This window comes from Variovorax sp. 20P10.2.4, from assembly GCF_058244205.1.
In genome coordinates, this window is the sequence record NZ_JBZAYE010000604.1 from 1 (window position 1) to 4,404 (window position 4,404).

Genomic DNA, 4,404 nt, shown 5'->3' on the forward strand with positions numbered 1-4,404 from the left:
GGCTCCATCGCCTGCCGGGGCGAACCTCCCGCCGCGCGCGACGCGGCCGTGGTGACGCGGCTGCGCACGCAGGGCGCGGCCATCGTGGGCCGCACCAACATGACCGAGTTCGCGTTCTCGGGCGTGGGCATCAATCCGCACTACGGCACGCCGCGCAACCCGGCCGATGCCGAGGTCGCGCGCATTCCCGGCGGCTCCTCGTCGGGTGCCGCGGTGTCGGTGGCGCTGGGCCTCGCGGTCGCGGGCCTGGGCTCGGACACCGGCGGCTCGATCCGCATTCCGGCCGCGCTGTGCGGCATCGTCGGCTTCAAGAGCACGCAGTCGCGCGTGCCGCGCACCGGCGCCTTCGAACTCGCGCGTTCGCTCGACACGGTGTGCGCGATGGCGCGCAGCGTCGAGGACTGCCTGATCGCCGACGCCGCGATCGCCGACACGCCGCTCGTGGTGCGGCGCCGGCCGGCGCAAGGGTTGCGGCTTGCGGTGCCGAAGACGCTGATGTTCGATGCGATCGAACCTGGCGTGGCGCGGGCTTTCGAGCGGGCGGTGCAGGCGCTGTCCAAAGCGGGGGCGCAGATCGTGGAGATTGCGTTGAGCGAGCTGGCGGAGATCGGGACGGTCAATGCGCCGGGGGGGTTGTCGCCTATCGAGGCTTCGGCTGTGCATCGGGAACGGTTTGCTTCGAAGCGCGAGGCTTTCGATTCTCGGGTTGCGGCGCGGATTGCCCTGGGGACGGAGGTGCGGGCTGCCGATTACATCGCGCTGCTGGATCGGAGGCGGGAGTGGATCTCTCGGGTCGAAGGGCGGCTCGAGGGGTTCGATGCGTTGCTGTGTCCTACGGTGCCTATCGTGGCGCCTGCCATTGATTCGCTGGCTGAGGATTCGGCGTTTTTCCAGGCTAACGGACTGTTGTTGCGGAATACGTTTGCGATCAATTTGATGGATGGGTGTTCGTTCAGCTTGCCTTGTCATTCGGCTGGAGAGTTGCCTGTTGGGTTGATGTTGTCTTCGGTGAATGGGGATGACTCGCGGTTGGCTGGGGTTGCTTTGGCTGTTGAAGACGTGCTTCGGGCGGGGTGAGGTTTTTCTTGGCTTTGCTCTCCTTGCTTAGGCCGTAGGCCGGGTCCCGCCCCGGCGGGCGGCTCACTTTCTTTGTCTCGCCAAAGAAAGTAAGCAAAGAAAGGCGACCCCACTGTCTGTGTCCCTCCGCTTCGCTACGGGCAACCTGCGGTGCTCGGAGAAAGCGGGGGTCCGCAGAACTCGCTGCACTTCGTTCCGCTCAGACAGCTGCGGCCCTTATCCCGCTTTCTCCTGCGCTCCTCGGCACAGCCAGAGGGGACTAGGGTCAACGCGCCGTGGCGCGTCCTTGTGTGGTGAGTGCGCATGCATAGGCCCTAGATCTTTCACTGAGGCCGAGCGAAGCGAAGGCCCGTCTGGTATCTACGGCCGAGCGCAGCGACGGCCCGAACCACCCCTCTGGCTGCGCCGAGGAGCGCAGCGTTTCGCGGATAAGGGCTCGCAGCTGTTTGAGCGCAGCGCAGCGAAGCGAGTTCTGCGAGACCCCGCGAAACGCGAGCACCGCAGGTTGCCCGCAGCGAAGCGGAGGGTCGCAGACAGTGGGTCGCCTTTTCTTTGGTTACTTTCTTTTGGCGAAGCAAAAGAAAGTGACTCGCCCGCCGGGGCGAGACCCGGCCAACGGCCCAACCAGGAAGAGCATCTTCAATTCGACCAAGTCCGCTGGCAAACTGACCGTACCCGACAAGAGCCCGGAGACCCGACACCATGTGCAGGAGCATCAAGACCCTCTACAACTTCGAGCCGCCCGCCACCGAGCAGGAGATCCGCGCCGCGGCACTGCAGTTCGTGCGCAAGCTCAGCGGCTTCAACGTCCCCTCGCGCGCCAACGAGGCCGCGTTCGAACGCGCCGTCGAGGAGGTCAGCGCCAGCGCGGCGCGGCTGCTCGAATCGCTGGTGACCACGGCCGGGCCGCGCGACCGCGAGGTCGAGGCCGAGCGCGCCAAGGCCCGCTCGGCGGCGCGCTTCGGCACGCAGCTTTCGTGACCGCGGCCGGCATTCGCGCCTGAGCCCGCCGCGTTCGGCCTTCGCCGCGCACGGTTTTTGCCTGCCGCGGCGCAGGGCCAAAAGGCCTTTGGTATCGTGCCTTGCAAGCCGAAACACATTCAAAAAGAAGACGCGGACATCGACCGAATGAGAAAGACCTATATCGGAGGCTGCCACTGTGGCGCCGTGCGCTTCGAAGCCGACATCGACCTGAGCCTGGGCACGCTGCGCTGCAACTGCGCGATCTGCACCCGCACGCGCTTCTGGCCGGCCATCGTCGAGCCCGAGGCCTTTCGCCTGCTCGAGGGCGAATCCGAGCTCAGCGACCAGATGCTCGACAGCCGCAACAGCCATTACATCGTCTGCAAGCTCTGCGGCGTGCGCTCCTTCGGCGTGGGCCATTCGCCCGAGACCGGCGCCCATGCCTATGGCGTGAACGTGACCTGCCTCGACGACGTGGACCTCGACGATCTGGTCAACTCGCCCCTGCGCTACGTCGATGGCCACCGCGGCACCTGGCACGTGGCGCGCACGGCCATCGATCCCTGACAGACAAACACAACCCCAGGAGACACCCCCATGCCCTTCGAACTCTGGCTCGCCTTCGTGGCCGCCTCGGCCGTGCTGCTGATCATTCCCGGCCCGACCATCCTCACCGTGATCAGCTACTCGATGTCGCATGGCCGCCGCGCCAACGTGCCGCTGGTGGCCGCGGTGGCGCTCGGCGACTCGACCGCGCTGGTGGTGTCGCTGCTGGGCCTGGGCACGTTGCTCGCGGCCTCGGCCTTCTGGTTCAACGCGGTGAAGTGGGTGGGCGGGCTGTACCTGCTGTACCTGGGCATCAAGCTGCTGCGCGCGGGCGTGTCGAGCGCCGAGATCGCGACGCCGGAAGCACCCGCCTCGCGCTGGCGGCTGTTCGCCAACACCTACCTGGTGACGGCGCTCAACCCCAAGGGCATTGTGTTCTTCGTGGCCTTCCTGCCGCAGTTCATCAGCCAGAAGGCCGAGGTCGCGCCGCAGATGTGGGTGCTGGCGCTGACCTTCGTCGCGATGGCCACGCTCAACGCCACGCTCTATGCGGTGTTCGCGGGTTCGGCGCGGCGCCTGCTGTCGTCGCCGCGCGCGCAGCGCCGCTTCAACCTCGGCGGCGGCGCGCTGCTGAGCGCGGCGGGCCTGTGGGCGCTGATGGCGCGCCGGCCGGCCTGAGCCGGCCCCTCGATCAGTTGCGGCGGGGATCGCCCGGACGGCTGTCGTAGCGATTGGGCACGCCATCGCCGTCGCGATCGCGGTCGTAGCGGTTCGGCACGCCGTCGCGGTCACGGTCGCCATGGCGCGGCGGCGGCGGGCGGTCGTAGCCGGGGGCGACCACGCAGCCGGCCAGCACGGCCGAGGCCGACAGCACGACGGCCAGGGTGGCGAGTCTGTTGTTCTTCATGAGGGTTCTCCTTGGAATGGTTGTGGAACACCGCGGCGGCTGGCCTCTGGGCACCGCAGCGGTAGCGCATTGAAGGCCACGCAGGTCGGGCCGCGGTGTCGCGATGGCTGCGCCGCGGTGAAGTTGTGTGACCGGATGTGGCAGCTGCTGCCGACTGTGAGCGACGCGCCCGGCCCCCGCGTGGCGGTGCGTCCCGCGTCCGCGAGTAGGCGCATGCCGCGCGGCACCGGTTCGAACTTCCGTCTACATCTTTCGGCAGGACGGCAGCCCGACGCGCATGGCCGAGAATGGCGGCCGCTTTCCAGCCCGGCGCATTCCCCGCGCGCACCCCTGCCCTGATGCCGACGCCCACCGCCTTGTTTCCTCCTCCCGCGTTTCCGCGCCTCATGCTGGCGCTCGCCGCGCTGATGCTGACGACGCAGGCGGCATGGGCCGTGCCCGGCTTCGAGGAGGTGAAGCGCGACTTCCGTTCGTCCGACACCGCGGTGCTCGACCGCAACGGCGAGCTGCTGCAGCGCGTGCGCACCGACGCCAGCGTGCGACGCGGCCAGTGGACGGCGCTGGCCGACATCTCGCCGGCGCTGCGCACGGCGATGGTGCTCAGCGAGGACCGGCGCTTCTACGAGCACAGCGGCGTCGACTGGCGCGCGGTCTCGGCCGCGGCCTGGGGCAATCTCTGGAACACGCGCACGCGCGGCGCCTCGACCATCACGATGCAGCTCTCGGGCCTGCTCGACGAGGACCTGCGGCGCGGTGGCGGCGGCCGCAGCCTGACGCAGAAGCTCGGCCAGACCGTGGCCGCGGCCCAGCTCGAACGCCAGTGGCGCAAGGACCAGATCCTCGAGGCCTACCTCAACAGCGTGCCGTTCCGCGGCGAGATCGTGGGCATCGACGCGCTCTCGCGCACCCTG

6 protein-coding genes are annotated in these 4,404 nt (G+C 68.5%); 5 read left to right on the forward strand and 1 reads right to left on the reverse strand.

Translation table 11 applies throughout. From position 1 onward, the window contains the following. From AC27VN_RS33980 to AC27VN_RS33995, 4 genes are all read left to right on the forward strand, one after another. On the forward strand, window positions 1–1,077 hold a 1,077-nt coding region (locus AC27VN_RS33980), incomplete at its 5' end, for an amidase (protein WP_490879428.1). A 702-nt stretch (window positions 1,078–1,779) separates the two neighbouring features. Beyond that, window positions 1,780–2,058: a DUF2277 domain-containing protein gene (locus AC27VN_RS33985; RefSeq protein ID WP_296776490.1), complete on the forward strand. Its 279-nt coding sequence runs from the start codon at window positions 1,780–1,782 to the stop codon at window positions 2,056–2,058. Between the two features lie 147 nt (window positions 2,059–2,205). Then, window positions 2,206–2,607, forward strand: coding sequence for a GFA family protein (locus AC27VN_RS33990; RefSeq protein WP_093348512.1), 402 nt, complete (start codon window positions 2,206–2,208; stop codon window positions 2,605–2,607). Between the two features lie 30 nt (window positions 2,608–2,637). Then, window positions 2,638–3,264, forward strand: a complete 627-nt coding sequence (locus AC27VN_RS33995) for a LysE family translocator (RefSeq protein WP_093348510.1) — start codon at window positions 2,638–2,640, stop codon at window positions 3,262–3,264. A 13-nt stretch (window positions 3,265–3,277) separates the two neighbouring features. On the opposite strand, the gene AC27VN_RS34000 is transcribed toward AC27VN_RS33995, so the two are convergent. Next, window positions 3,278–3,493, reverse strand: a complete 216-nt coding sequence (locus AC27VN_RS34000; protein WP_093348507.1) for a hypothetical protein — start codon at window positions 3,491–3,493, stop codon at window positions 3,278–3,280. Between the two features lie 338 nt (window positions 3,494–3,831). On the opposite strand from AC27VN_RS34000, the gene AC27VN_RS34005 reads away from it, so the two are divergent. Then, window positions 3,832–4,404, forward strand: a 573-nt coding sequence (locus AC27VN_RS34005) for a biosynthetic peptidoglycan transglycosylase (protein ID WP_490879429.1), incomplete at its 3' end; no start/stop codon positions are given.